The 20,103-nt window shown below is 71.8% G+C and carries 16 protein-coding genes; 1 reads left to right on the plus strand and 15 read right to left on the minus strand.

Going from position 1 to position 20,103, the window contains the following annotated elements; all coding sequences use genetic code 11:
* Nucleotides 1-96 precede the first annotated feature (96 nt).
* From topA to bldG, 8 genes are all read right to left on the minus strand, one after another.
* Nucleotides 97-2,928, minus strand: coding sequence for a type I DNA topoisomerase (gene topA, locus IG08_RS0111630; RefSeq protein WP_030599765.1), 2,832 nt, complete (start codon nt 2,926-2,928; stop codon nt 97-99).
* Nucleotides 2,929-3,175: 247 nt separating this feature from the next.
* A complete protein-coding gene (locus IG08_RS0111635; RefSeq protein ID WP_030599768.1) occupies nt 3,176-3,373 on the minus strand; it encodes a hypothetical protein in 198 nt (65 codons plus the stop codon).
* A 132-nt stretch (nt 3,374-3,505) separates the two neighbouring features.
* The gene (locus IG08_RS0111640; RefSeq protein WP_030599771.1) at nt 3,506-6,088 is read right to left on the minus strand and encodes a serine/threonine-protein kinase; all 2,583 of its coding nucleotides are present in this window, start codon (nt 6,086-6,088) and stop codon (nt 3,506-3,508) included.
* Nucleotides 6,089-6,265: 177 nt separating this feature from the next.
* On the minus strand, nt 6,266-7,819 hold the full coding sequence (locus IG08_RS0111645) for a DUF7059 domain-containing protein (protein ID WP_030599773.1): 1,554 nt from the start codon (nt 7,817-7,819) through the stop codon (nt 6,266-6,268).
* 75 nt (nt 7,820-7,894) lie between these two features.
* The gene (locus IG08_RS0111650) at nt 7,895-8,485 is read right to left on the minus strand and encodes a hypothetical protein (protein WP_030599776.1); all 591 of its coding nucleotides are present in this window, start codon (nt 8,483-8,485) and stop codon (nt 7,895-7,897) included.
* A gap of 208 nt (nt 8,486-8,693) precedes the next feature.
* Nucleotides 8,694-11,099, minus strand: a complete 2,406-nt coding sequence (locus IG08_RS0111655; protein ID WP_030599778.1) for a sodium-translocating pyrophosphatase — start codon at nt 11,097-11,099, stop codon at nt 8,694-8,696.
* 311 nt (nt 11,100-11,410) lie between these two features.
* A complete protein-coding gene (locus tag IG08_RS0111660) occupies nt 11,411-11,848 on the minus strand; it encodes an ATP-binding protein (protein ID WP_030599781.1) in 438 nt (145 codons plus the stop codon).
* Nucleotides 11,849-11,955: 107 nt separating this feature from the next.
* Nucleotides 11,956-12,297 (minus strand): anti-sigma factor antagonist BldG, encoded by a 342-nt coding sequence (gene bldG, locus IG08_RS0111665; protein WP_024885807.1) that lies wholly within the window; start codon nt 12,295-12,297, stop codon nt 11,956-11,958.
* Nucleotides 12,298-12,379: 82 nt separating this feature from the next.
* On the opposite strand from bldG, the gene IG08_RS0111670 reads away from it, so the two are divergent.
* A complete protein-coding gene (locus IG08_RS0111670) occupies nt 12,380-14,881 on the plus strand; it encodes a DEAD/DEAH box helicase (RefSeq protein WP_078655550.1) in 2,502 nt (833 codons plus the stop codon).
* Here the strand turns inward: IG08_RS0111670 and IG08_RS56985 are convergent.
* The 7 genes from IG08_RS56985 to ssd all read right to left on the minus strand — a co-directional run bounded on the left by IG08_RS56985 (nt 14,799) and on the right by ssd (nt 19,900).
* Complete coding sequence (locus IG08_RS56985; protein WP_078655551.1) at nt 14,799-15,191, minus strand: Rv3654c family TadE-like protein; 393 nt, start codon at nt 15,189-15,191, stop codon at nt 14,799-14,801. The two genes, IG08_RS0111670 and IG08_RS56985, sit on opposite strands and share 83 nt — an antisense overlap.
* Nucleotides 15,188-15,583 (minus strand): TadE family type IV pilus minor pilin, encoded by a 396-nt coding sequence (locus tag IG08_RS0111675; RefSeq protein ID WP_030599788.1) that lies wholly within the window; start codon nt 15,581-15,583, stop codon nt 15,188-15,190. Before IG08_RS0111675 ends, IG08_RS56985 begins: the two co-directional genes overlap by 4 nt.
* Nucleotides 15,570-15,779 carry a DUF4244 domain-containing protein gene (locus IG08_RS0111680; protein WP_030599789.1) on the minus strand — a complete coding sequence of 70 codons (210 nt, stop codon included), beginning with the start codon at nt 15,777-15,779 and terminating at the stop codon, nt 15,570-15,572. Before IG08_RS0111680 ends, IG08_RS0111675 begins: the two co-directional genes overlap by 14 nt.
* A 72-nt stretch (nt 15,780-15,851) precedes the next feature.
* Nucleotides 15,852-16,640, minus strand: coding sequence for a type II secretion system F family protein (locus IG08_RS0111685; RefSeq protein ID WP_030599792.1), 789 nt, complete (start codon nt 16,638-16,640; stop codon nt 15,852-15,854).
* Nucleotides 16,637-17,521 carry a type II secretion system F family protein gene (locus IG08_RS0111690; RefSeq protein ID WP_030599794.1) on the minus strand — a complete coding sequence of 295 codons (885 nt, stop codon included), beginning with the start codon at nt 17,519-17,521 and terminating at the stop codon, nt 16,637-16,639. Before IG08_RS0111690 ends, IG08_RS0111685 begins: the two co-directional genes overlap by 4 nt.
* Entirely contained in the window at nt 17,514-18,791 is a 1,278-nt protein-coding gene (locus IG08_RS0111695; RefSeq protein ID WP_030599795.1) for a TadA family conjugal transfer-associated ATPase, read from the minus strand. The genes IG08_RS0111690 and IG08_RS0111695 overlap by 8 nt, the downstream gene beginning before the upstream one ends.
* A complete protein-coding gene (gene ssd, locus IG08_RS0111700; RefSeq protein WP_030599797.1) occupies nt 18,788-19,900 on the minus strand; it encodes a septum site-determining protein Ssd in 1,113 nt (370 codons plus the stop codon). Before ssd ends, IG08_RS0111695 begins: the two co-directional genes overlap by 4 nt.
* Nucleotides 19,901-20,103: the final 203 nt, after the last annotated feature.

Raw genomic sequence — 20,103 nt, forward strand, 5'->3', positions numbered from 1 at the left:
CCCGTCCGAACGTGCGCACGCCCCGACACCAAAGTGATGCCGGGGCGTTCTTTTTGCGAAGCCTCCGTGGCCTTCTGTGGAGGACGACGGCTCGGCTCAGTCGTCGGACGCCGTCTTCGAAGCCGTCGCCTTCTTGGCGGTCGTCTTCTTCGCCGTCGTCGTCTTCTTGGCAGCCGTCGTGGTCTTCTTCGCGGCGGTCTTCTTGGCGGCCGTCGCCTTCTTGGCCGGGGCCTTCTTCGCGGGAGCCTTCTTCGCCGTCTTCTTGGCAGGCCCCTTCGCCCGCTTCTCGGCGAGCAGCTCGAAGCCGCGCCCCGGGGTGATCTCCTCGACGCTGTCGCCGGAGCGCAGGGTCGCGTTGGTCTCCCCGTCGGTGACGTACGGCCCGAAGCGACCGTCCTTGACGACGACCGGCTGCCCGCTGACCGGGTCCGCGCCCAGCTCCTTCAGCGGCGGCTTGGCGGCGGCCCGGCCACGCTGCTTGGGCTGGGAGTAGATCTCCAGCGCCTCTTCGAGGGTGATCGTGAAGAGCTGGTCCTCGGTCTGCAGCGAGCGCGAGTCCGTGCCCTTCTTCAGGTACGGGCCGTAGCGGCCGTTCTGCGCGGTGATCTCCACGCCCTCGACGTCCTTGCCGACGACACGCGGCAGCGACATCAGCTTGAGCGCGTCCGCGAGGGTCACCGTGTCCAGCGTCATCGACTTGAACAGCGAGGCCGTACGCGGCTTCACGGCGTTCTTGCCGGTCTTCGGGGTGCCCTCGGGAAGCACCTCGGTGACGTACGGGCCGTAGCGGCCGTCCCTCGCGATGATCTGGTGGCCCGACTCCGGGTCGGCGCCGAGCTCGAAGTCACCGCTCGGCTTGGCGAGCAGCTCCTCCGCGAGCTCGACGGACAGCTCGTCAGGGGGCAGGTCCTCGGGTACGTCGGCCCGCTGGTGGTTCTCGGAGTCCTTCTCACCGCGCTCGACGTACGGGCCGTAGCGCCCGACCCGCAGCACGATGTCGTTACCCACCGGGAACGACGACACCTCGCGCGCGTCGATCGCGCCCAGGTCGGTCACCAGCTCCTTGAGGCCACCGAGGTGGTCCCCGTCGCCGTTGCCGGCCTCGGCCGCGCCGCCGGTGCCACTGCCGCTGCCCTCGCCGAAGTAGAAGCGCCGCAGCCACGGCACGGACTGCGCCTCACCGCGGGCGATGCGGTCGAGGTCGTCCTCCATCCGGGCGGTGAAGTCGTAGTCGACGAGCCGCCCGAAGTGCTTCTCCAGGAGGTTGACCACGGCGAAGGACAGGAAGGACGGCACGAGTGCCGTGCCCTTCTTGAAGACATAGCCGCGGTCGAGGATCGTGCCGATGATCGACGCGTACGTCGACGGACGGCCGATCTCGCGCTCTTCGAGCTCCTTGACCAGGCTGGCTTCGGTGTAGCGGGCCGGGGGCTTGGTGGCGTGCCCGTCGACCGTGATCTCCTCGGCGGACAGCGCGTCGCCCTCGCTGACCTGGGGCAGCCGGCGCTCGCGGTCGTCCAGCTCGGCGTTCGGGTCGTCGGCGCCCTCGACGTAGGCCTTCAGGAAGCCATGGAAGGTGATCGTCTTGCCGGAGGCGCTGAACTCGACGTCCCGGCCGTCGGCGGCGGCGCCACCGATCTTCACGGTCACGCTGTTGCCGGTCGCGTCCTTCATCTGCGAGGCGACCGTCCGCTTCCAGATCAGCTCGTAGAGCTTGAACTGGTCGCCGGTCAGGCCGGTCTCGGCGGGCGTGCGGAAACGATCACCCGACGGGCGGATCGCCTCGTGCGCCTCCTGCGCGTTCTTGACCTTTCCGGCGTACGTCCGCGGCTGGGCCGGCAGGTAGTCGGCGCCGTACAGCTGCGTGACCTGGGCGCGGGCCGCCGTGATGGCGGTGTCGCTCAGCGTCGTGGAGTCCGTACGCATGTAGGTGATGTAGCCGTTTTCGTACAGCTTCTGGGCGACCTGCATGGTCGCCTTCGCGCCGAAGCCGAGCTTGCGGCTGGCCTCCTGCTGGAGCGTCGTCGTACGGAACGGGGCGTACGGCGAGCGGCGGTACGGCTTCGACTCGACGGACCGGACGGAGAACCGCGTGTCCTCCAGGGCGGCGGCCAGCGCACGGGCGTTGGCCTCGTCGAGGTGCAGCGTGTTCGCGCCCTTGATCTGTCCCAGGGAGTCGAAGTCGCGGCCCTGCGCGACCCGCCTGCCGTCGACGGTCTGGAGGCGGGCGACCAGCGACGACGGGTCCGACGAATCCCCGGCGCGGCCGGTCGCGAAGGTGCCCGTCAGGTCCCAGTACTCGGCAGAACGAAACGCGATGCGCTCGCGTTCCCGCTCCACCACGAGCCGGGTGGCGACGGACTGGACACGGCCGGCCGACAGGCGCGGCATGACCTTCTTCCACAGGACCGGCGAGACCTCGTAGCCGTAGAGACGGTCGAGGATGCGGCGGGTCTCCTGGGCGTCGACCATGCGCTGGTTGAGGTCGCGCGGGTTGGCGACGGCCTCGCGGATCGCGTCCTTGGTGATCTCGTGGAACACCATGCGCTTGACCGGGACCTTGGGCTTCAGGACCTCGAGGAGGTGCCACGCGATGGCCTCGCCCTCGCGGTCCTCATCGGTGGCGAGGAAGAGTTCGTCGGAGTCCTTGAGGAGATCCTTGAGCTTCTTGACCTGGGCCCGCTTGTCGGCGTTGACCACGTAGATCGGCTGGAAGTCGTTCTCGACGTCCACGCCGAGTCGCCGGACCTCGCCGGTGTACTTCTCGGGCACCTCCGCGGCGCCGTTGGGAAGGTCACGGATGTGCCCGACGCTCGCTTCGACGACGTAGCCGGGGCCGAGATAGCCCTTGATCGTCTTCGCCTTGGCAGGCGACTCGACGATGACGAGTCGGCGGCCGCCGTGTGCGGTGTCGCTGGTCGGGGACAACTTCGCTCTTCTCTCCGGTCGGCGCTGGGGTCTCTCCCCAGGCCTTGGTCCCGGGGTCGGGTCATGCTGACGCTGCGGAGTGTGACGGTACATCCCGCCCCCGTGTCAAACGGGAAAAGCCCGCAACGGCCACTCGAACGGTAACCCGACTACCGCCATTCCTGCCGCCCGGAGTGCCCACCGGCCTTTTCGAGGCTATCCGGAGGGTGATCTCCCCATTACCGGATCCGCAGCTCCCGCGCGGTTCTCACACACGCGTGAAGCACCAGGTTCCGAGGGCCAGCGCGATCAGCGCGGCGAGGGTCGCGACGGTCGCCGATGCGACGGGACTCACACCGAGGGCGACGGGTTCACGGTGCCGTACACGGGCCACGGTCCACATCAGCAGCCCTCCTCCGAACAGCGCGAACACCACTCCCGCGAAGATCGCCGGTCCGCTCTCCATGGCTCCCCGTGCCCCTTTTCTCCCGTCCGAGAGTCCTCAACCCGTGGAGGCTGACACGTACGGGCGGCGCACAGGCGAACCCCGGGTGAACGCGGGACCGACGCGGCTGTGGACTGCCCGGCCCGGCCGGCCTCAGACCGCTCCGGGCGGGGGTATCTTTCCGGTCGACGTCTTGTCGCCGGTCAGGCTCACCGTGCACACGACCTTGGTGAAACCCCGGTCCCAGTCGTCCTCGTCGGCCACCCAGCCGTACACGAGGCGCTCCCGGCCCGGCGCCCAGGTCGACTCGAATTTGTTGCTGCACAGCTTGCTCGCGTTGTCGGTGCCCTTCTTGTAGGTCATTTCGGCCGGGGCCTGAACCGTGCCTATGACCTGGTCGGTATGGGTTTTCGCGCAGTCGGTGAGCGCCGCCTTGTAACCCTCCTCCTGTTCCTCGTAGACCCAGCAGTCGCCGACGCTCATCTGACCGACCCACAAGTCCGTGCCCGTGTCGCGGAAGCGGCCCACCTCACCGCCTATCGCCGCATGGCGGCCGAGTACGAGACATGCCGTACCGCTGTCGGCCGTGCTGAAGCCCTCCTTCGTCGGTACGACGGCGTACCCGGCCGCGTCCGGCAGCGCGTCCACGACCGCGCGGCTCAGGTTCGCGCACCGTTTCGCGCCCTCGGCCCGGGCGTCGGCGAAGTCGGTGGCCGTGTCGACCGCCACGACCTGGCCGTCCGGCCAGTCGTCGGCGCAGTCCACCACCCCCAGGTTCGGGGCCGACTTGAACGGCGTCCCCGACCAGACCGCCTGCACACAGTCGCCGGTCTCCAGGGGCGCTTCGAGTCCGACGACATCGCCGTACGGCAGCACGGGCCCCGTCGGCGACGGCGACGACCCGCTCGCGCTCGGCGAGGGCGAGGACTTCGTCGCGGTGTCCTTCTTGCCGTCGTCCCCGGTCAGCGAGACGGCCGCCCACGCACCACCTGCGATGACGAGCATGACGCCCACCACGAGGGCGACGAGCGCGAGCCGTTTCCTGGCGGCGGTACGTGGCGGAGGCGGAGGAGGCGGGACCTGGCCCCCGGGGCCGAAGGGGCCGCCCGGGGGCGTCGGTCCGCCCGGGCTCCCGTATCCGCCGGGCTGCCCGCCGCTGTACGGCTGCGCGGTGCCGCCGCTCGAGTACGGCGACGGGGCGCCGCTGCCTCCGTACGGCGGCTGGGCGCTCGCGTACGGGGCCTGGGGGCCGCCGCTCGAGTACGGCGACGGGGATTCACTGCTGACGGACGGGAACTGCGCACCACCACCTGCATACGGAGAACCGGGCCCCTGCGCATAGGGGTTGCCCGGGTCAGGCGACTGCTGAGCGGGCTGCGGCCAAGCGTTGTACGGCGTCGCGCCGGGCGTGGCCGGGCTGCCGGATCCAAAGCCGCTGCCGTCCGGACCGGCGGCTCCCGGGGTGGCCGGGCTCCCGGGGTGGCCGGGACCGCCCGCCGGAGTGTGCGGCGTCTGCGGGGTGTCCGGTGTCGGAGGCGCGCCCGGCGTCTGCGGAGTCCCCGGTGCCGCAGGGCCGCCCCAGCCGACGGGCGGGCCCGCCCCGGGGCCGGGCGGTGCGCTCGCGAGGTACCCCGGCGGTGGCCTGTCCGCCACCGGGCCGCCGGGCGATCCCGAGTCGACCGGGCCACCCGCGCCGGCACCGGAACCCGCCGCCTGCGAGCCCGCGCCTCCCGGATACCCGCCCCGGCCCTCGGGCGACCCGCCGGACCCGGCCGGCACCACGCCGAACCCCTGGGGCGGCGGCCCGAACCCGCCCGGCGGCGAGCCGAAGCCGGCCGGTTCCCCGGGCCCCGAGCCCCACCCCGGCACGCCCCGCGCCACCCGCTCCAGCCCCCGCGCCACCGCCTCCGGCGCGAACCTGCGCACGGGGTCCTTGACGAGCAACCCCAGCAGAACCGGCGCCAGTTCACCGGCCCGGACGGGCGGTGTCGGATCCTCGCCCAGCAATGCCGTCAGCGTCGCGTAGTCGCCGTGGCGGTCGAAGGGCCCGCGGCCCTCGACGGCGGAGTACAGCGTGGCGCCGAGGGAGAACAGGTCGGCGGCCGGTGTCGGCGGCTCGCCACGCGCGCGTTCCGGGGCGAGGTAACCCGGGGTGCCGAGGATGCCGGCGGTGGCGGTGAGCCGGGGCTCGCGGGACTCGGGCTGGAGGGCGATGCCGTAGTCGGTGAGCAGCACGCGCGCGTACGGGTCGCCCGAAGCGTCCGGCGCCAGAAGGATGTTGGCCGGTTTCACATCCCGGTGGAGGATGCCGATGCGGTGTCCGGCGGTCAGCGCGTCGAGGACGGCGAGCCCCACGCGGGCCGCCTGCGCGGGCGACAGCGGTCCCGAACTCCGTACGACCGCCTGGAGGTCGACCGCGTCCGGCACGTGCTCCATGACGATCCAGGGCAGCCCCTCGTGCACCACCACGTCGTGCACCGTCGCCACGTGCGGATGCCCTCGCAGCCGCGCCGCGTGCCGGGCCTCGCTGCGGGCCCGCGCGATCCTGTGCGCAGGCTCGCTCGCGTCCGTCGGGACGTCCGGAAGCGCGATCTCCTTCATCGCGACTTCGCAGGCCAACTCCTCGTCGTACGCGAGCCATACGCGGCCCATGCCGCCCGCGCCCAGCGTCCGCAGCAGCCGGTACCGCCCGTTGATGACCCTGCCTTCGCCCTGATCCGGCGTCTCCCCCGCCATCACGCCTCCCCCGAGACAGCGTGCCTCCCCCGAGGACGCGTGAACTCTGTCTCTCGAAGGTAGCTTCGCACGTGCCACTGACAGGAGCCCTTTTCCCGACCAATCCTGCCAATTCCGCCAGAACGGGCACAGGCGTATCAGGGGCGTCGGCACGCCTCAGGCGTCACGCCCGCCGGTTCAGGCCGGTTCGAGGAACCCCTGCTCCACCAGCAGCCGGATCTGCGCGGGCGTGCGGTCGCGCAGCAACACCGGGTCCTCGCCCACCAGTTGGGCGATCGCGTCCAGAATGCGCCCCGCGCTCAGCGAGCCGTCGCACACGCCCGCGAAACCCGCGCCGACCGTGTCCACCTTGGTGGCCCGGCGCATGCCGCGGTTCTGGCGCAGCACCACGTGCTCCGGGTCCTCGGCACCGGGCAGCCCGACCTGCTCCTGGACGATCTCGGCGGCGAGCTTGAAGTGCTCCTCGAGCAGGGCCGCGTCGTCATGCGCCCGCAGATAGTCGAGGCGGCCGAAGTGCGCCCGGACGGTCTCGCCGAGCGGCTGCTCGACCGGGTGCGGCCACTCCTCCACGGTGACGGAGGGCACGGCGGAGCCCGTCCTGCGCAGGGTGATCCATCCGAAGCCCACGGCCTTCACCTTGCGCGCCTCGAACTCGTCGAGCCACGCGTCGTAGAGCGCCTGGTACTCGGCCGGGTCGCCCCGGTGGTCGCCGGCGTCCCTGAGCCACAGCTCGGCGTACTGCGTGACGTCCTGCACCTCGCGCTGCACGATCCACGCGTCGCACCCGCGCGGCACCCACGACCGGAGCCTGTCCTGCCAGTCCTCCCCTTCCACGTGCTGCCAGTTGGCGAGAAACTGCGCGAACCCGCCCTCGTTCAGCCGTTCCCCCGCCCCTTGAACGAGCGAGCGGCACAGATCGTCCCCGGCCATGCCACCGTCGCGGTAGGTGAGCCGGGCCCCCGGCGAGATCACGAACGGCGGGTTCGACACGATCAGGTCGTACGTCTCGTCGCCGTGCACCGGCTCGAAGAGCGAGCCCTCGCGCAGGTCGGCGGCCGGGGCGCCGGACAGCGCCAGCGTGAGCGCGGTGATGTGCAGCGCGCGCGGGTTGAGGTCGGTCGCGCACACCCGCGTGGCGTGCTGCGCCGCGTGCAGCGCCTGGATCCCGGAACCGGTGCCGAGATCGAGGGCGGCGGAGACGGGCGTCCGCACGGTGATGCCCGCGAGGGTCGTGGAGGCGCCGCCGACCCCGAGGACGACCCCCTCGTCCTTGCTGCCGATACCGCCGGCTCCGCCGACCGCGCAGCCCAGGTCGGACACGATGAACCAGTCCTCGCCACCGGGCCCGCCGTACGGCCGTACGTCCACGGTCGCGGCCAGCTCGTCGCCGGACGGGCCGCCCACCCGCACCAGCCACCCGCTCTCCAGACACGCGTCCACGGGCAGAACGCCCTCCACGCGCGCGTGCGGCACCGGCTGCTGCAGCAGGAACAGCCGGACGAGCACCTCCAGCGGCGAGTCGCCACGGGTCGCCCGCAGCGCGGGCACGGTCTCGCTCCGGGCGAGCGCCGCGTACGCGGGCGCGCCGAGCAGCTCGAGCAGTCCGTCGGCGGTGAAGGAGGCCCCGAGGAGGGCGTCCCGCAGCCGGGCGGCGACATCGGGACGGCCGGCAGCGGGGACAGCGGGCAGGGCGGGCAGGGCGGGCAGGCTGGAGGTACTCACGCCCTCCATTGTGGCCGGGACGGGCAGCGGGCGCTCACCGCTGGGCCGAGAACGTCCGGGCCCGGAATGCCCGGGCCCGGAACGTCAGCCCTGGGTGGCCGACGGCGACGCGGAAGCCGACTGGCAGCTCTTCTGCTTCCCCATCGCCTTGCCGACGTCACCCTCCTCGAGCGTCTTCAGCGCGTCGCTCCCGCTCGCGCTCAGCTTGTTCAGCGCGGTTGCCACGTTCTTGAGGCCATCCGCGAACTTCGCCTGGTCCTTCGTGACGAGCTTGTTGACCTGCGTCACCAGGGTGGCGTACGAGGCGGAGATGTCGTTGAGCTCCTTCACCGCGTTCTTCTGCTTCGTCTCGCCGTTCTCGACGTCCGGAGCGCCGGCCTTGGTCACGGCGGCCCCGATCGCCTTGTAGGCGTCCGCCATGTCCTGGAAGGCCTGTGCGTCGGTCTTCTGGACTTCCTCCGGCGTGCTGTTGTCCGAGGTCTCCTTCTGGATCGCGGCGTTGGCGGCCTCGATCTTCTTGGCCTGCGGCTGTACGGCGTCGCAGACCTCCTTGGCCCAGGAGTTCAGCTTTTCGCTGCTGTCGTCACTGCTGCATCCCGACAGCGCCAGTACCAGTACCGCACCGCCGGACAGTGCGGCCGCGAGCTTCTTGTTCACCGGTTTGGTCCCTTCCATGGCTCTCGGCCCCGGAACATACACGCCAAGTGGGCGACCTCCACATGTCTAACGTCCGTTAAAACCCTTATTGAAGCCATTTGCACCAAGCGAGAGAAGGCTCACGGCGAGAGCGTGAACACACGCAGGGCGGGCGCACGCCGCGTCACTTACGCGCCGTACGCCCGCCCCTCTGAGCCGGTCCTCTTGCAGAGGTCCGTAAGGCGGCCTACGAAACCACCGCAGGATCCACTGACTTGGCCACCCGTTCGCTACCGCCTTCGTCGCCCACGGCGATCCCGCGCCGCTTGGAGACGTAGACCGCGCCCGCGATCACGAGGAACGCGAGAACCGCGACGAAGATCCGCACGCCGACGTTCTTGTCGTCGCCGTAGCTGAACTTGATCACCGCGGGCGCGATCAGCAGCGCCACCAGGTTCATCACCTTCAGCAGCGGGTTGATCGCGGGACCGGCGGTGTCCTTGAAGGGGTCGCCGACCGTGTCGCCGATCACCGTCGCGGCATGGGCCTCGCTGCCCTTGCCGCCGTGGTGACCGTCCTCGACGAGCTTCTTGGCGTTGTCCCAGGCACCACCGGAGTTGGCCAGGAACACCGCCATCAGCGTGCCCGCGCCGATCGCACCCGCCAGGAACGAGCCCAGGGCGCCGACCCCGAGCGTGAACCCGATGAAGATGGGCGCCAGCACGGCGAGCAGCCCGGGCGTGGCGAGCTCGCGCAGGGCATCCCGGGTGCAGATGTCCACGACCTTGCCGTACTCCGGCTCCTCGCTGTAGTCCATGATCCCGGGATGCTCGCGGAACTGCCGCCGCACCTCGTACACCACAGAACCCGCCGACCGCGCCACGGCGTTGATCGCCAGCCCCGAGAAGAGGAAGACGACCGCGGCGCCCGCGATGAGGCCGACGAGGTTGTTGGGCTGCGAGATGTCCATCATCAGACTCATCGGCGCTCCCGCCCCGCTGAGTTTCTCGCCGACGTCCTGCGCGCCCGTCGTGATCGCGTCCCGGTACGACCCGAAGAGCGCCGACGCCGCGAGGACCGCGGTGGCGATGGCGATGCCCTTGGTGATGGCCTTGGTCGTGTTGCCGACCGCGTCCAGGTTGGTGAGCACCTGCGCGCCCGCGCCCTCGACGTCGCCGGACATCTCGGCGATGCCCTGGGCGTTGTCGGAGACCGGCCCGAAGGTGTCCATGGCGACGATCACACCGACCGTGGTGAGCAGGCCGGTGCCGGCCAGCGCCACCGCGAACAGCGCCAACATGATCGACGTACCGCCGAGCAGGAAGGCCCCGTAGACGCCGAGGCCGATCAACAGGGCGGTGTAGACGGCCGATTCGAGGCCGATGGAGATACCGGCGAGGACGACCGTGGCCGCGCCGGTGAGCGAGCTCTTGCCGATGTCCTTGACCGGACGACGGGTCGTCTCGGTGAAGTAGCCGGTCAGCTGCTGGATGACGGCGGCGAGCAGGATGCCGATCGCCACCGCGACGACCGCGAGGATCCGCGGGTCGCCGTCGTTGGCCCTGATCGCCGCGTCGGTGACGCCGTCGAGGTCGGCGTACGACGACGGCAGGTAGATGAAGACGGCCAGGGCCACCAGCACGAGCGAGATCGCCGCGGAGATGAAGAAACCACGGTTGATCGCGGACATGCCGCTGCGGTCGGACCGGCGCGGTGCCACGGCGAAGATGCCGATCATCGCGGTGATCACGCCGATCGCGGGCACGATCAACGGGAACGCGAGCCCGGAGTCGCCGAAGGCCGCCTTGCCGAGGATCAGCGCGGCGACCAGCGTCACGGCGTACGACTCGAAGAGGTCGGCCGCCATGCCCGCGCAGTCGCCGACGTTGTCGCCCACGTTGTCGGCGATGGTCGCGGCATTGCGCGGGTCGTCCTCCGGAATGCCCTGCTCGACCTTGCCGACCAGGTCGGCGCCGACGTCGGCGGCCTTGGTGAAGATGCCGCCGCCGACACGCATGAACATGGCGATCAGCGCGGCCCCGAGGCCGAAGCCCTCGAGCACCTTCGGCGCGTCGGCCGCGTAGACCAGCACCACACAGGAGGCGCCCAGCAGACCGAGCCCCACCGTGAACATGCCGACCACGCCGCCCGTGCGGAAAGCGATCTTCATTGCTTTGTGCGAGACGGCGGTGAGATCCTTTTCGGGCTCACCTTCCGCCGGGGTCGCTTCCCGTGCCGCCGCGGCAACGCGCACATTGCTGCGCACGGCGAGCCACATGCCGATATAGCCGGTGGCCGCCGAGAACGCCGCGCCGATCAAGAAGAAGACGGATCGACCGGCGCGCTGATTCCAGTCGTCCGCGGGCAGCAGCATGAGCAGGAAGAACACGACCACGGCGAATACGCCGAGCGTGCGCATCTGGCGGGCCAGATAGGCATTGGCGCCTTCCTGGATCGCCGTCGCGATCTTCTTCATGCTGTCGGTGCCCTCGCCCGCCGCGAGTACCTGGCGCACCAGGATGCCTGCCACCACGAGCGCGGCCAGCGCGACGGCCGCGATGACCGCCACGATGATCCGGTTGTCGTCGGTGAGCACTGCGGCCGCGAAGGTTGTGGGGTGATCAAACTGCTGAGGGGTAGAAAGCCCCGCCATTCGTCCTCCTTGACGCTTGGACCGAGCTCAAGATGTGGACGGATTGTAGGTACCCCGCTCTGATCAAAACAGGGCGCGGTAAGCGGAATTGGCCTTCACATGCTCTTCAGTAAATGATCGGGGTCACGCCACAGAACCCGAAAGAGGTAACGCCCCAAAAGCATTGACGCCCGCATTGGCGCTTGATCGAATTATCGGGGGATTGATCGTGAATTTATTCACGAATTCCGGAGGGCCGACGAGGGCGCGGCTGAAAAACACCAAGGGCCCTGCTCAGCAGGGCCCTTGAAGTCGTACGTACGAAGATGGGATCAGGGAAGGACCGCGGCCGGCGGCGTGGTCGGCCAGGTCATGCGGATCAGTCCGCCGTGCTCCCCCGCGGTCACCTCGACGTCGTCGACGAGCCCGCTGATGACCGCGAGGCCCATTTCGTCCTCCTCGGTCTCGGCATCGAGATCGCCGCCCGCCGCGCCGGGTGCCCGGTCACCCGGGGCCGAACGCGGGGCCTCGTCGCCGACCTCGATGGAGAACTGCTTCTCCTCCTCGATCAGCAGCACCTTCACGGGCGCCGTGATGCCGCCGCTCTGGTGCAGTCCGACGGCACGGGTGCAGGCCTCGCCGACAGCGAGTCTGACCTCGTCGAGAACGGCCTCGTCCACTCCGGCCCTGCGCGCCACCGCTGCCGCCACCAACCGGGCGGTCCTGACGTGCTCGGGCAGCGCGCTGAAGCGGAGTTCAACGGTGGCCATGCATCCCCCTCGGAACTACGGGCGTGCTGTCGGGGGACCGGGCCGCCGAAAGCCCGGACCCCTTCTTTAACTTCTGCCGTCCCGGGCCGAGGGCCCGGGGACGGTGATCAGTCGGTTGCCGCCACCGCTTCCTCGACCGAGGTGTGGATCGGGAACACCTTGGTGAGGCCGGTGATACGGAAGATCTTGAGAATGCGCTCCTGGTTGCAGACCAGGCGCAGCGAGCCCTCATGGGCACGCACCCGCTTCAGTCCGCCGACCAGTACGCCGAGACCGGTGGAGTCGAGGAAGTCCACGCCCTCCATGTCGACGACAAGGTGGAAACTGCCGTCGTTCACCAGCTCGACCAGCTGCTCGCGCAGCTTGGGCGCGGTATATACGTCGATTTCGCCACCGACCCTGACGATCGTGCGATCGCCGATGGTTTCGGTCGACAGAGACAGGTCCACGGATCCTCCAGCACCTTGCTATCGAGCGGTCGCCCCTCGGGACACCTCGGCTTGAAGCCCCCTGGACGGTTCGCCAGCCGCGATGGCATTCAATCACTTACCGGCAGGCGTGCACGACGCCTTGGTCCCATTGTCCGTCACGCCAGTGACACACTCGGTCCCGATGGCCAAGAATCACCGATCCGATCGACCCTCGACGGACCACGGCTCCCGCCCGTCGCCGGGCACGATCCTGGACCGGCTCGCCTCCGGGCCGAGCCGGGCTTCGCGCATCACTCATACGGAGCACTTGCCCCCGCGCGAGGGCCGCCATGCCGTCTGGCCCGATCGGATCCGCTCCGAGGTCATCGCCGCTGTGCAGGCATGCGGTATCGAACACCCCTGGGCCCACCAGGCACGCGCGGCCGAGCACGCCCTGGACGGCGACTCGGTGGTCGTCGCCACCGGCACGGCGTCCGGCAAGTCCCTGGCGTACCTCGTACCGGTCCTCTCGACGCTCCTGGACGGCTCCGAGGCCCCGAACGGCCGCGGGGCCACCGCCCTCTACCTGGCCCCCACGAAGGCCCTCGCGGCCGACCAGCGCCGATCGGTGAAGGAACTTTCACAACCGCTGGGCAATTCTGTCCGGCCTGCGGTGTACGACGGCGACACGCCGTTCGAGGAACGCGAGTGGGTACGCCAGTACGCCAACTACGTCCTGACCAACCCCGACATGCTGCACCGCGGCATACTCCCCTCCCATCCCCGCTGGTCCTCCTTCCTGAAGGCGCTCAAGTACGTCGTCATCGACGAGTGCCACACCTACCGCGGCGTCTTCGGCTCGCACGTCGCCCAGGTGCTGCGCCGCCTGCGCCGCCTCTGCGCCCGCTACGGCTCCTCGCCCGTGTTCCTCCTGGCCTCCGCGACCGCGGCCGAGCCCTCGGTGGCCGCCGGCCGTCTCACCGGCCTCCCGGTGGTCGAGGTCGCCGACGACGCCTCCCCGCGCGGCGAACTGGTGTTCGCCCTCTGGGAGCCCCCGCTCACCGAGATGCAGGGCGAGAAGGGCGCGCCGGTCCGCCGCACGGCCACCGCCGAGACGGCCGACCTGCTGACCGACCTCACCGTCCAGGGCGTCCGCACGGTCGCCTTCGTACGCTCCCGGCGCGGCGCCGAGCTGATTTCGGTGATCGCCCAGGAACGGCTAGCCGAGGTCGACCGCTCCCTCGCCCGGCGTGTCGCGGCGTACCGCGGCGGCTACCTCCCCGAGGAGCGCCGCGCTCTCGAACAGGCGCTCCACTCCGGCGAACTCCTCGGCCTCGCCGCGACCACCGCGCTGGAACTCGGCATCGACGTCTCGGGGTTGGACGCCGTGCTGATCGCCGGCTATCCGGGCACGCGGGCGTCCCTGTGGCAGCAGGCGGGCCGGGCGGGCCGCGCCGGGCAGGGGGCGCTGGCGATCCTGGTGGCCCGCGACGACCCGCTGGACACCTTCCTCGTCCACCACCCCGAGGCCCTGTTCGACCAGCCCGTGGAGTCCACGGTCCTCGACCCCGACAACCCGTACGTCCTCGCCCCGCACCTGTGCGCGGCGGCCGCGGAACTGCCGCTGACAGAGGACGACTTGGCGCTGTTCGGCCCCGAGACGGAGAGCCTGCTGCCGCAACTGGAGGCCGCGAAGCTGCTCCGCCGCCGGTTGAAGGCCTGGCACTGGACCCGCCGGGAACGAGCCGCCGACCTGACCGACATCCGCGGGGAGGGCGGCCGGCCGATACAGATCGTCGAGTCCGGCACGGGCCGACTGCTCGGCACCGTCGACGCGGGCGCCGCGCACACGACCGTCCACGAGGGCGCGGTCCACCTGCACCAGGGCCGCACGTATCTCGTCCGCTCCCTGGACCTGGAGGACTCGGTCGCCCTGGTCGAGGAGGCGAACCCCACGTATTCGACGGTGGCCCGCGACACCACGTCGATCTCCGTCCTGGAGACGGACACCGAGATCCCGTGGGGCGACGGCCGCCTGTGCTACGGCTCCGTCGAGGTCACCAACCAAGTGGTCTCCTTCCTGCGCCGCCGGCTCATCACCGGCGAAGTACTGGGCGAGACGAAACTCGACCTCCCTCCTCGTACGCTCCGCACCCGTGCCGTGTGGTGGACGGTCACCGAGGACCAGCTGGACGCCGCCCGCATCAACCCGGAGATCCTCGGCGGCGCCCTGCACGCCGCCGAGCACGCGTCGATCGGCATGCTGCCCCTCTTCGCGACCTGCGACCGCTGGGACATCGGCGGGGTCTCGATCCCCCTCCACCCCGACACGCTCCTCCCGACGGTCTTCGTCTACGACGGCCACCCGGGCGGCGCGGGCTTCGCGGAGCGCGCCTTCCACACCGCCCGCGCCTGGCTCACCGCCACCCGCCAGGCCATCGCCTCCTGCGAGTGCGAGGCCGGCTGCCCGTCCTGCATCCAGTCCCCCAAGTGCGGCAACGGCAACGACCCGCTGCACAAGAGGGGGGCCGTACGACTGCTCACGGTGCTGTTGCAGGGCGCGCCGGAGGAGAAGCCGGAAGCGATGGCGGAACCGGCCCCGCCGGGCCCGCCCGTGCCCTGATCTCCGCCGTGAACGGCCCCCGTCCCGACGCCGCCGTCACGTCCGAGATCTCGCCCACGACCGCGCACCGCACGAGCCGAGCGCCCTGGGCCCGCGCCACCCGGTCCGCCCGCGCACAGGCCCCCGTGCCTCCGTCCGCCCAGTGGTCCGCCGCCGCGAGCGCCGCGAGATCCGCGCCGCCGGCCGCACGGTGCCGGACGACGACGGCCTGTCCCAGGGCGAGGACAACACCGAATACCACGCACAGCACGGCGATCATCCCCACGCTCCACACGGTGGCGGACCCGCGGTCCGAGAAACGGTCTCTCATCCCGCCGCCTCCACCGTCTCCTCGACCGACTCGACCGACTCGGCCGACTCGACCGACGCCACGGCCTCCTCCCGCACCTCGAAGGGCAGACCGTGCAGCAGCGGCGGCTCGGCCACGACCACCACACGGACCTGGTCGCCCGCCCGGCCGATCGTGATCTCCGCGTCGCGCGGTGCCGTCTCCCGGGTGACCCGGACGACCGCGTCGGCCGGGTCCTGGCGGGCCGCCGCGCGGGCGCCCGTCCTGGCCGCGTCCACGCACTGGATCTGCGCGGCCACGACGAGCAGCCCCCACACCAGCGCCATCGCGAACATCACCAGCACGGGCAGCACCATGGCCGACTCCGCCGTCACGAACCCCCGGTCCGCCGCCGCCCGTTCACGCCCCCGCATCGAGGGCCCGCTTCACGATGGCCTGCAGCTCCGCGCTGACGGCCCCGCTCGTCACCACCTTGTAGAGGACCACCGCGAACGCCACCGCCGCGACGATTCCCATCGCGTACTCGGAGGTGACCATGCCGCCGTCCCTCCGCACCGCACGCGCCCTGCACACCAGGACACTCAGCCGTGCCCGCATCGCCTTGTACATCTCAACCCCCGTAAGGAATCAGTTCAGTTCAGTTCTGTTGGACCACTCGTTGTTCGTCGCTGCCAGGTCCCGTCATCCACCACCCCCTCCCAGCACTCCGCCCGCGAGCCCGATCACGATGGGCAGTACGCCGACCGCGATGAACGCGGGCAGGAAGCACAGCCCCACCGGCGCGGTGACCATCACGGCCGCCCGCCGGGCCCGTGCCGTCGCGGCACGCGCCCAGTCGGCGCGGGCGTCCGCGGCGATCCCGGCGACCGGTCCGGCCGCGGGGAGCCCGGACACGCCGGCCCGCTCCAGCAGCCGTGCCAGGGCTCCGGCGCCCGGCACGGAGGCGAGCCGCCGCCAGGCCTCGCCCGGTTCACCGCCGAGCCGCACCTCCGCCGCCCCACGTGCCAGCGCTTCTCCCACGGGCCCGCCCAGGGCCTCGCCGACGGCCTGCGCCGCGATCACCGGCCCGGCGCCCGCCGCGATACAGGCCGCCAACAGATCGGCGGCGAGCGGCAGTTGCCCGGCGGCCTCGCGGGCGTCGGCCTCCGCCGCACCCGTGGTGGCCGGCTGCCGAAGCCGCCATCGCCACAGCCCCGCCGCGACGACCAGCCCGAGCACGACACCGGCGACGCCTCCGACCAGGACCCACGCGGCACACGCCACGCCCGCCGTCGGCAGCCACCGCCGCGCGAGCTCCCGCACCTCGAAACGCGGACCCACGGCGGCCGCCTCGACCTCGGCCAACAACTCCCCCAACCGCCGCCGCACCCTCCGCTCGCGCCGTACCGCCTCCACCCGCCGCACGAGCCACACGACGGCCAGCGCCGTCCCCACAACCGCCCCCAGCCTGTGGACAACTTCCGCGCTCATGCCGCCTCAGCTCCCCGCACGATCCTCATCGCCCACCACATCCCGAGGCCTTCCAGCAGGCCGCCGACCAGCAGACAGCCCAGCCCGGCCCCGGTGTGCAGCAGCACATGCAGCGGGTCGGCCCCGAGGGCGGCGCCGAGAGCCAGTCCCAGGACGGGCAGGGCGGCGAGCATCACCGCCGTGGACCGTGCCCCCGCCAACTGGGCGCGCAGATCGGCCCGTTGGTCCCGCTCGGCACGCAGCGCCCCTTCGAGCCGGTCGAGTCCGGCCGCGAGGCCCGCGCCCTGGTCCACAGCCACCCGCCAGCAGGCCGCGAGACCCAGCAGCCCCTCGGCCCCCGGTTGCCGCGCCACGGCCGCCAGCGCACCCGGCACATCCCCACCGAACCGAGCCGCCGCCAACACCGCTGCCAGCACGGCCGCGCCGGGCGCATCCCCCAGCCCCCCGGATTCCCGCACCGCCCGCAGCAACGCCTCCCCCGGCTGCCGCCCCGCCCGCACCTCCCCGGCGAGCGCCGCGCACAGCGCGATCACCGCGTCCCCTCGACGCTCCCGAGCCCGCCGCTCCTCCCCGGCCAGCCGCACCCGCCGCAACAACGGCACCCCGGCCGCCCCCGCGACGACCGGCAGTACAGAAGCACCCAGCACCGCCAGCACCAGCCCGGCGACCGCCGCCCACCACTCGAACCGCAGCCGCCCACTGACCCGCCGCAGCTCCCCGGCCAGCTGCTGCCAAGGAGGCGCCCCGGCCCCCACCACCCCGCCACCGGCGAGCAGCATCTGCGCCCGCCGTGCCCCGGAGTGCCGCCCGCCCAGCAGCCAGACCGCCGCTCCGACGCACACCACGGCCGCGACCGCCGCGCCCATCGACATCTCACCCATCCCGGTCACCGCTCTCCCCCGTTTCGAAGCGAACCGGGAGTGCGTCGGCGAGCAGCCCCCGCAGCCGCTCCCACCCCCGTTCGTACGCGAACGCCTCCGCGCCCCACCGCAGCGCCGGCACCGTCCGCACCAGTCCCGACGGATCCCGCTCCAGCACATGCACCTCGGCGATCCGCCGTCGCCCGGCCCGGTCGCGCACGAGATGCAGTACGACCGACAGCGCGGCCGCCAACTGGCTGTGCAGCGCGTCCCGGTCGAGCCCCGCGGCCGTACCGAGCGCCTCGAGCCGGGCCGGCACACCGGCCGCCGCATTCGCGTGCACGGTCCCGCAACCGCCCTCATGGCCGGTGTTCAAGGCGGCCAGCAGATGCACCACTTCGGGCCCCCGCACCTCGCCCACGACCAGCCGGTCCGGCCGCATGCGCAGCGCCTGTCGCACCAGGTCCTGGAGCGTGACGAGCCCCGCACCCTCCTGGTTGGCGGGTCTGGACTCCAGCCGTACGACGTGCGGATGGTCCGGCCGCAGCTCCGCCGAGTCCTCGGCGAGCACGATCCGCTCGCCCGGCCCGACGAGCCCCAACAGCGCGCTCAGCAACGTCGTCTTGCCTGTGCCGGTACCGCCGCTGATCAGAAAGGACAGCCGCGCGTCGAGCAGCGCCCGCAGCACCCGGTCCCCGCCCGGCGGCACCGTGCCGGCCGCCACCAGCTCGTCCAGCGTGAACGCGCGCGGCCGTACGACCCGCAGCGACAGACAGGCGCAGCCGACGGCGACCGGAGGCAGCACCGCGTGCAGGCGAGTCCCGTCCGGAAGCCTCGCGTCGACCCAGGGCCGCGCGTCGTCGAGCCGCCGCCCGGCCACCGCGGCCAGGCGCTGCGCGAGACGTCGTACGGCGGCAGCGTCCGGGAAGGAGACGGCGGTCAGTTCGAGTCCGCCGCCCCGGTCCACCCAGACCCGGTCCGGGGCCGACACCAGGACGTCGGTCACCGACGGGTCGGCGAGCAGCGGTTCCAAGGGGCCGCTGCCGATCAGCTCGGACCGCAACTGCTCGGCCGCGCCGAGGACTTCGGCGTCCCCGAGCACCCGCCCCTGCTCCCGCAGCGCCTGGGCCACGCGCGCGGGTGTCGGTTCGGCCCCGCTCTCGGCCAGCCACTGCCGTACGCCGTCCAGCAGTCCCGGTGACATGTCCGCACCGGTCGCCGGACCACCCGGCCGCCACCGATCGAGGGACGCGGCACCGGTCACCCGCTCAAGTCCGGGGTACACGCTCATACGGCACCCGCCTCCACCAGCGCGCGCTCCCAGAACCCCTTGCAGAAGCGCGCGAGCGGCCCTCGCCCGCCCGCGGCCGGCGGTGTCCTGCTCGCATGCGGGCGCTGCAGCGCGGACTCGACGGGCACCTCGCCGACCAGGGGCAGTCCGAGCAACCGGGCCACCTCGCGGTCGTCGAGTCCGGGCGCGTAGGGCCCGCGGACCGCCACTCTGAGGTCACGCAGCACCATGCCGACGGCGGAGGCCACGCGGCTGGCCGCGGCGACGGCCCGCAGCTCGGCGGGGACCACGAGGATCCCGAGGTCGAGCTGGGCGAGCGTCTCGGCGACGCCGTCGTCGATACGGCGGGGCAGGTCGACGACGACCGTGCCGCCCCGGCGTCGGGCCGCGGCGAGAACCGCTCGGACGGCCTGGGACGGGACGGCGACACTGTCGCCGCGGTCCCAGCTCAGGAGCCGCAGCGAGTGCAGCTGCGGCAGCGACTCCTCCAGGGCCCCGCCGCCGACCCGGCCACGCGAGGCGGCGAAAGCGGGCCAGCGCAGCCCCTCGGCGCTCTCGCCGCCGAGGAGCACGTCGAGACCGCCACCCAGGGGATCGGCGTCCACCAGGAGCGTGCGCAGCCCCTCGTGCGCGGAGGTGACGGCGAGGGCGCACGCGAGCGTGGAGGCTCCGGCGCCACCGCGGCCGCCGATGACGCCGACCGTGAGGGCGGGCCGGCCGACACCCTCGGCCACGTCGGCGATGCGGTCGACCAGCCACTGCTCGCCGTCCGGGAGCATCAGGACGTGATCGGCGCCGATCTCGACGGCCCGTTTCCACACCCCGGAGTCGTCCTGGTCCCGGCCGACCAGCACCACTCCACGGCGGCGCGCGGCCCCGCGCACCCGGCGTGCGGCGTCGTCGCCGACCAGGACGAGCGGCGGGGCCTCCCAGCCGCCTCTGTGCTCCGGCACCCCGTGATGGACCTCGGGTGTGGCGCCGGCCGCCGCGCACAGGCGCAGCAGGTCGTCCAGCAGTTCGGTGTCCTCCGTGACGATCAACGGCTTGCCCTGTCGCCCTCCGGCGGCGGGCGGCGGATCGTGTGTGACGGCTGCGGCCACGGTTCTCATCCCCCTTCGCTGCGTCCCGCGGGGCTCCGTGAACCCCGTAAGTCGCGTCTCTCACGCGGCCCTTGCGGCGCCGCGATTCCCCAACGTGTGAAGAACCGGCAACCGGCCTCCATATGAACGGCCGATACGAACCGGCCAAACGACGTCCCCGACTAACCCGACTAACCGGAACCGGTCATGAAGTCGGTGCGAGCGGGACGCGT

The sequence above is a fragment of the Streptomyces fulvoviolaceus genome (assembly GCF_000718165.1).
In the GTDB taxonomy this organism is placed as follows: domain Bacteria; phylum Actinomycetota; class Actinomycetes; order Streptomycetales; family Streptomycetaceae; genus Streptomyces; species Streptomyces fulvoviolaceus.

What these genes read in the sequence shown, in the direction of transcription:
- IG08_RS0111680 (WP_030599789.1), bottom strand. Translation starts at nt 15,779, where the DNA reads ATGTACAAGGCGATGCGGGCACGGCTGAGTGTCCTGGTGTGCAGGGCG.
- IG08_RS0111655 (WP_030599778.1), bottom strand. Translation starts at nt 11,099, where the DNA reads ATGGCGGGGCTTTCTACCCCTCAGCAGTTTGATCACCCCACAACCTTC.
- IG08_RS56985 (WP_078655551.1), bottom strand. Translation starts at nt 15,191, where the DNA reads ATGAGAGACCGTTTCTCGGACCGCGGGTCCGCCACCGTGTGGAGCGTG.
- ssd (WP_030599797.1), bottom strand. Translation starts at nt 19,900, where the DNA reads ATGAGAACCGTGGCCGCAGCCGTCACACACGATCCGCCGCCCGCCGCC.
- IG08_RS0111645 (WP_030599773.1), bottom strand. Translation starts at nt 7,819, where the DNA reads ATGGAGGGCGTGAGTACCTCCAGCCTGCCCGCCCTGCCCGCCCTGCCC.
- IG08_RS0111660 (WP_030599781.1), bottom strand. Translation starts at nt 11,848, where the DNA reads ATGGCCACCGTTGAACTCCGCTTCAGCGCGCTGCCCGAGCACGTCAGG.
- IG08_RS0111675 (WP_030599788.1), bottom strand. Translation starts at nt 15,583, where the DNA reads ATGCGGGGGCGTGAACGGGCGGCGGCGGACCGGGGGTTCGTGACGGCG.
- IG08_RS0111685 (WP_030599792.1), bottom strand. Translation starts at nt 16,640, where the DNA reads ATGAGCGCGGAAGTTGTCCACAGGCTGGGGGCGGTTGTGGGGACGGCG.
- IG08_RS0111650 (WP_030599776.1), bottom strand. Translation starts at nt 8,485, where the DNA reads ATGGAAGGGACCAAACCGGTGAACAAGAAGCTCGCGGCCGCACTGTCC.
- IG08_RS0111690 (WP_030599794.1), bottom strand. Translation starts at nt 17,521, where the DNA reads ATGGGTGAGATGTCGATGGGCGCGGCGGTCGCGGCCGTGGTGTGCGTC.
- IG08_RS0111640 (WP_030599771.1), bottom strand. Translation starts at nt 6,088, where the DNA reads ATGGCGGGGGAGACGCCGGATCAGGGCGAAGGCAGGGTCATCAACGGG.
- IG08_RS0111670 (WP_078655550.1), top strand. Translation starts at nt 12,380, where the DNA reads ATGGCATTCAATCACTTACCGGCAGGCGTGCACGACGCCTTGGTCCCA.
- IG08_RS0111635 (WP_030599768.1), bottom strand. Translation starts at nt 3,373, where the DNA reads ATGGAGAGCGGACCGGCGATCTTCGCGGGAGTGGTGTTCGCGCTGTTC.
- IG08_RS0111695 (WP_030599795.1), bottom strand. Translation starts at nt 18,791, where the DNA reads ATGAGCGTGTACCCCGGACTTGAGCGGGTGACCGGTGCCGCGTCCCTC.